The sequence below is a fragment of the Streptomyces griseoflavus genome (genome assembly GCF_014649995.1).
GTDB classification, from domain to species: Bacteria; Actinomycetota; Actinomycetes; order Streptomycetales; family Streptomycetaceae; genus Streptomyces; species Streptomyces griseoflavus.
In genome coordinates this window covers 1-3796 of record NZ_BMUC01000039.1, presented here as the reverse complement: position 1 = coordinate 3796, position 3796 = coordinate 1, and the positions used below count along the sequence as shown (strand labels likewise).

Annotated in this window: 1 protein-coding gene; it reads right to left on the bottom strand. The window is 74.2% G+C overall.

What is annotated here, in order from left to right:
• The coding region (locus IE172_RS34110; RefSeq protein WP_229886744.1) for an SDR family NAD(P)-dependent oxidoreductase at positions 1-3796 on the bottom strand (3796 nt) is incomplete at both ends.

The window sequence follows — 3796 nt, the reverse complement described above, 5'->3', positions numbered from 1 at the left end:
GGGAAGGCCTCGTACAGTTCGCGTCCCATCCCGGCCCGCTGGCTGCCCTGCCCCGAGAACAGGAACGCCAACCGCCCCTGCGCAGGGTCCACGGACCCGGTCAGGACCCGGCTGTCCGCCTCGCCGCGCGCGAGCGCGTCCAGCGCGTCGAGGAAGTCGGACCGGTCCTCCGCGACCACGGCGGCCCGGTCGTCCAGCGCGGCCCGCGTGGTGCCGAGCGAGAACGCCAGGTCGGCCGTGGGGAGTTCGGGCCGAGCCGCGACGAACGACCGCAGCCGCTCGGCCTGCGCCCGCAGGGCGTCCGTGCCCTGGCCGGAGAGGACCCACGGCAGTGGCCCCGACACGGCGTCGGACGTGCCGACGACGGCCGGCTCCTCCTCGAACTGCTCGATGATCGCGTGGGCGTTGGTGCCGCTCACACCGAACGACGACACACCGGCTCGGCGGGGCCGTCCGGTCTCCGGCCACTCGATCGCGTCCCGCAGCAGCGTCACCGCACCGGCGGACCAGTCGACGTGCGCCGTCGGCTCGTCCACGTGCAGCGTCCTCGGCAGCACACCGTGGCGCATCGCCATCACCATCTTGATGACTCCGCCCACGCCCGCCGCGGCCTGCGTGTGCCCGATGTTCGACTTCAGGGAGCCGAGCAGCAGCGGCTGTCCGTCCGGCCGGTCCTGCCCGTACGTGGCGATCAGCGCCTGCGCCTCGATCGGGTCGCCGAGCCGGGTGCCGGTGCCGTGCGCCTCGACGGCGTCGACCTCGGCGGCGGTCAGCCGGGCCCGGCCGAGCGCCTGGCGGATGACCCGCTCCTGCGAGGGGCCGTTGGGGGCGGTGAGGCCGTTGCTGGCGCCGTCCTGGTTGACCGCCGTACCGCGCACCAGGCCCAGGACCGGATGCCCGTTGCGCCGGGCGTCCGACAGCCGCTCCAGGAGCAGGACACCGGCGCCCTCGCCCCAGCTGGTGCCGTCGGCCGCCGCGGAGAACGACTTGCTGCGGCCGTCGGGAGCGAGCCCCCGCTGCCGGCTGAACTCCACGAACGTCCCCGGCGAGGCCATCACGGTGACGCCGCCCGCGAGCGCGAGCGTGCACTCGCCGTCGCGCAGCGCCTGGACGGCCATGTGCAGGGCGACCAGCGAGGACGAGCAGGCCGTGTCGACCGTGACGGCCGGGCCCTCCAGACCGAGGGTGTACGCCACCCGGCCGGAGATCACGCTCGCCGCGGTGCCGGTGAGCAGGTACCCCTCGAACCCTTCGGGTGCCTCGCTCATGCGCGGCCCGTACTCGTCCTGCGACGCCACACCGACGAAGACACCCGCCTGGCTGCCGGCCACCGACCGCGGATCCATCCCGGCCCGCTCGAACACCTCCCAGGACGTCTCCAGCAGAAGGCGCTGCTGCGGGTCCATCGCCTGCGCCTCACGCGGCGAGATCCCGAAGAACTCGGCGTCGAACTCGGCGGCGTCGTGCAGGAATCCGCCCTCGCGGACGTACGACGTGCCCGCGCGCTCCGGGTCGGGGTGGTAGAGCGCGTCGATGTCCCAGCCGCGGTCCGGGGGGAACACGGACACCGCGTCCCGGCCGTCGGTGAGCAGCTGCCAGAGGTCCTCCGGCGAGCGCACCCCGCCGGGATAGCGGCAGGCCATGGACACGATCGCGATCGGGTCGTCCTCGGCCGCGGCACCCACCGGGACCGGCACAGGGCGCACGGAGGCGGACTCCGGCGTGCCGGTCGCCTGCGTGTGCAGGAAGCGGGCCAGCGCCTGCGGCGTCGGATGGTTGAACACCAGCGTCGGCGGCAGCTTCAGGCCGGTGACGGCGACGAGCCGGTTGCGCAGCTCGACCGCGGTCAGCGAGTCGACACCGATGTCCTTGAACGCGTGCGAGGCGTTCACCGCGTCCGCGGAGGCGTGCCCGAGCACGGCGGCCGCCTGCGTCCGCACCAGGTCCAGCAGCAGCCGCTCGGCCTCGGCGTCGGAGAGGCCCGACAGATTCTGCGCTGTCCACGTGGCGTCGTCGCCGACTCGCTGGGCGCCGGACTCGGCCCGCAGCTCCCGTACGTCCGCCAGGTCGGAGATCAGCGCGCTGGGACGGGCGGCGGTGTACGCCGGCACGAACCGCGCCCAGTCGATGTCGGCGACGGTCACCGTCGCCTCACCGCGCCCGACGGCCTCTCCCAGCGCGGTGAGCGCCAGGTCGGGCACCAGGGCCGGCAGCCCGCGCCGCCGCAGTTGCTCGGCGACCTCGCCTGCCGCCATGCCGTCCGCGTCCCAGGGGCCCCATGCCACGGAGGTGGCGGGCAGTCCGAGCGCGTGCCGCTGCTCGGCGAGCGCGTCCAAGTGGGCGTTGGCAGCACCGAAGTTCCCCTGCCCGGCCCGGCCCAGCGTGCCGACCACCGACGAGAACAGGACGAACGCGTCGAGGTCGAGGTGACGGGTGCACCGGTCGAGAAGCGCGGCGGCGGTGGCCTTCGGACGCAGGACGTCGTCGAGGCGCTCGGTGGTGAGCCGGTCGAGCACCGCGTCGTCGAGGACACCCGCGGTGTGGACCACGGCGGTCAGGCCGGGGTGCGCGGAGACGAGAGCACGTACGGCGTCCGGATCGGTGACGTCGCAGGCGGTGAGGGTCACGGTGACGCCCAGCGCGGTGAGGTCGTCGTGCAGGGCGGTGACCCCGGGGGCCTCGCCGCCGCGCCGGCTGACGAGGACGAGGTGCTCGGCGCCGTTCTGGGCAGCCCAGCGCGCCACGTGTGCGCCGAGTGCGCCGGTACCGCCGGTGATCAGGACGGTGCCGCGCGGCTGCCAGGCCCTACCGCTGCCGGCTGCCGCCCGGGTCAGTCGGCGCGCGAGGACACCGGCCGCGCGGATGGCCACCTGGTCCTCACCGCCGGACGGAGTGGCCAGTACGGCACGCAGGTGTGCGGCGCCGCGCTCGTCGAGCTGTTCGGGCAGGTCGACGAGCCCACCCCAGCGGTCGGGGTGCTCCAGCGCGGCGACCCGGCCCAGGCCCCAGACCTGCGCCTGGGCGGGCCGGGTGAGCGGATCGGAGCTGCCCGTGCTGACCGCGCCCTGGGTGACACACCAGAGGGGGGCCTGCACACCGGCGTCCCCCAGCGCCTGGAAGAGAGCGAGCGCCGGCGCCGCCGGGGCCACGTCGTCGCCGCCCAGCGCGAGAAGGGACAGCACGCCGGTCACGGCAGCGTTGTCATCACCCGAGCCCAAAGCGTCGGAGACTTGCTCGGCGTAGCGCGCGCGGTCCGCCTCGGACGGGTCCAGCACGACCTGCCGCCCCCGTACAGCGCGGGTGACAGCACCCACCAGCGCGTCGTCCTCCTGGCCGACGGGAACCACGACCAGCCAGGTACCGACCGGTCCGGCCTGCGGATCGGCGATCGCCCTCCATGCCGCCCGGTAGCGCCAGTTGTCCACCGTCGACACACGATCCAGGCTCTTCCGCCAGGACGCCAGCGCCGCGAGCACCGTACTCAGCGGGGCATCGTCCTCCACCGAGAGCGTGCGGCCGAGCGACTCCCAGTCCTCGTTCTCGACCGCCTCCCAGAAGCGGGTGTCGGCGGTGTCCGGGGAACCGGTCGTGGTCGGGTTGATCCAGTACCGCTCGTGCTGGAACGGGTAGGTCGGGAGGCCGGTGACGCGGTTGGTGCGCGGGGTGGGCCAGTTGATGGGCCGGCCGTGGGTGTGTAGGTGTGCTGCTGAGGTGAGGAAGCGGGTGAGGGTGCCTTCGTTGCGGCGGAGGGTGCCGGTGGTGAGGGCGTCGGTTGAGGCTTCTTCGATGCTGTAGG